The following is a 2308-nucleotide window of genomic DNA, read 5'->3' as shown; positions in this document are numbered from 1 at the left end:
CTGCCGACGGACGATCAGTCCCTGGCGCTGAAGCTCCTCCAGCGCTCTGAGCACAGAGCGCTCGGAGGCGTTGAACCGTTTCCTTAGCTCTGTCAGGGTGGGAAGTCGATCTCCCGGCTGACGCTCAAGACACTCTTGCTGAAGATACTCTAGGACAGACACATAGGAAGTAGGCATCGTTGAAAATTTCCAAATTCATGTCATGAATTTGCCTATAGTACACGACCTCTCCTTTTTTCGCCAATGAATCTAATTAGAAAGTATCATCACGCATGCCATAAATTCATGACATGATTCAGAATTTCAACTATTGGTGCTGCTCTCGGAGCAGGTTCTTCTGCACTTTCCCCATGGCATTGCGCGGAAGCTCGTCCACTACGACAACACGCTTGGGGACTTTGAAGTTGGCAAGCTGGGTCTTCAGGGTCGCGAGAAGCTGAGCGGGATCGAGTGTCGAGCCAGGCTTGGCGACCACGACCGCCACCCCGACCTCACCAAAGTCGGGGTGCGGAACGCCGACCACTGCGCTCTCTTCGACACCGTCGAGCGCATCGAGAAAGCTCTCGATCTCTTTGGAGTAGACATTGAAGCCTCCCGAGATAATTAAGTCCTTGCCGCGCCCGACGATTGAGACATAGTCACCGGGGACGCCCTCGCCGCCGAAGTGGCCTAAGTCTCCGGTGCGGAAGTAGCCGTCGTCGGTGAGGTCCTCTTTGGTCTTCTCGGGCATTCCCCAGTAGCCCACAAAGACGCCGGGGCCTTTTACTTCGATCATGCCGGGGTTGCCCTGAATGCGCACCGAGACACCGGGCAAGGGTCGCCCGACCGTGCCGCCACAGCGTGGGCCGTCGGTTTCTAAGTACGGGTTCGAGGTCAAGATTCCCGTCTCGCTCATGCCGTAGCGCTCTAGGATCGTGTGGCCCGTGCGCTCTTGAAATGCCGTGAAAGTTTCGGTGAGCAGAGGCGCGGAGCCGGAGATAAAGACGCGGACGCTCTGGCAGACCGCGCGGGAGAAGCTCGGCTCGGCGAGCAGGCGGGTGTAGAACGTGGGCACGCCCATGAGTATCGTCGCACGGGGCAGGTGCTCTATTGCCACTTTTGCATCGAACTTGGGCAACCAGATCATCTTTGCCCCGGCGAGTAGCGCCCCATTGGCCGCGACAAAGAGCCCGTGGATATGAAAGATCGGGAGCATGTGCAAGAGCACGTCGTCGCGGCTCCAGCCCCAGCTGTCGTGCAGCGCGAGCGCGTTGGACGCCAGGTTGCCGTGTGTCAGCATCGCGCCCTTGCTGCGCCCGGTCGTCCCCGACGTGTAGAGCAGCGACGCCAGCGCCGTGTCCGGCAGCTCAACCGTGGCAAACGTCCCTGGAAAGTCAGCACACGCGTCTAGTAAGCTCCCCGTGCCATCGTCATCCAGTGTCTCTGTTCGTGCTCCAACCGCCTCGGCAAGCGGTGCGATCCAGTGGGCACTCTTGCTCGGGCAGACCACCACGCTCGGCGTGGCATCGCCAAAGAAGTAGGCCAGCTCGCTCTCACGGTACGCCGTGTTGAGTGGCAGAAAGACGAAGCCCGCCCGCAGGGTCGCCAGATAGAGCATCAGTCCCTCAGGAGACTTCTCCACGGACGCGGCCACCCGTGCCCCTTGCGGCAGGCCCCGCGACGACAGCCAGCCCGCGATGCGTGCGCTCCCCTGCGCCAGCTCGTCCGACGTGCGATCCCGTCCCCCCGGAACCTCCAAGCAGATCGCACTGCGGTCGTGCGGAAAACGAGACTCCAAAAGCGTGTAGAGATTCATTGGTTTGTTAGCGCCCCACCAGGAATTTTACCGCGAGGTGGCAGAGAGCAAGTAGGGCGGTTCCAAAGATCATCATCAGGCAGTGACCTCAAAGCGTCGTACCTCGACCGCGTTCAAGCCCGTTTGACGGTTGGGTCTCGGCTCGGGCTGCGGAAAGCCATTGAGATCCACGGTGCGGGCGCGAAACTCGTACTGGCCGGGAGGTAAGATGCCCAAGTTTGCCGTCCAGCCCGTCATCCCGTAGCGCAGGGGCCAGTCTCTGGGCTTGCCCGTTTTGGGATCGAAGCCCCAGAGATCGGTAGGGGGCACGTCTGTGGGCAGCACCGAACGCCAGTCGGAGGGAGGCGCGTCGAGGCGGCACGGTTGCCACATCGCGGTGTCCCAGGCAGGATCGTGCACGGGGAGATCGGGCTCTTTTATGGTGGTGCGGCGCAGCCAGTACTCGACTCGCTTGAGCCCCGACAGGCCCGAGACCACGGTTCCTCGGAGCACGATTGGCTTGGTACTGCCGAG

Annotated in this window: 3 protein-coding genes; all 3 read right to left on the bottom strand. The window is 61.0% G+C overall.

What is annotated here, in order from left to right:
* Window positions 1–177: GntR family transcriptional regulator (locus RMO15_RS33525; RefSeq protein WP_369016183.1), on the bottom strand; the 177-nt coding region annotated here is incomplete at its 3' end.
* Between the two features lie 130 nt (window positions 178–307).
* On the bottom strand, window positions 308–1795 hold the full coding sequence (locus RMO15_RS30360; protein ID WP_309722063.1) for a malonyl-CoA synthase: 1488 nt from the start codon (window positions 1793–1795) through the stop codon (window positions 308–310).
* A 75-nt stretch (window positions 1796–1870) separates the two neighbouring features.
* The coding region (locus tag RMO15_RS30355; RefSeq protein ID WP_309722060.1) for a hypothetical protein at window positions 1871–2308 on the bottom strand (438 nt) is incomplete at its 5' end.

The organism is Armatimonas sp., assembly GCF_031410135.1.
In the GTDB taxonomy this organism is placed as follows: Bacteria; Armatimonadota; Armatimonadia; order Armatimonadales; family Armatimonadaceae; genus Armatimonas.
Note: the sequence above shows the minus strand (reverse complement) of the source record. Positions and strands in the feature narration are given on the sequence as shown.

Coding starts and splice junctions, on each gene's coding strand:
- RMO15_RS30360 (WP_309722063.1), bottom strand. CDS start 1,795: ATGAATCTCTACACGCTTTTGGAGTCTCGTTTTCCGCACGACCGCAGT.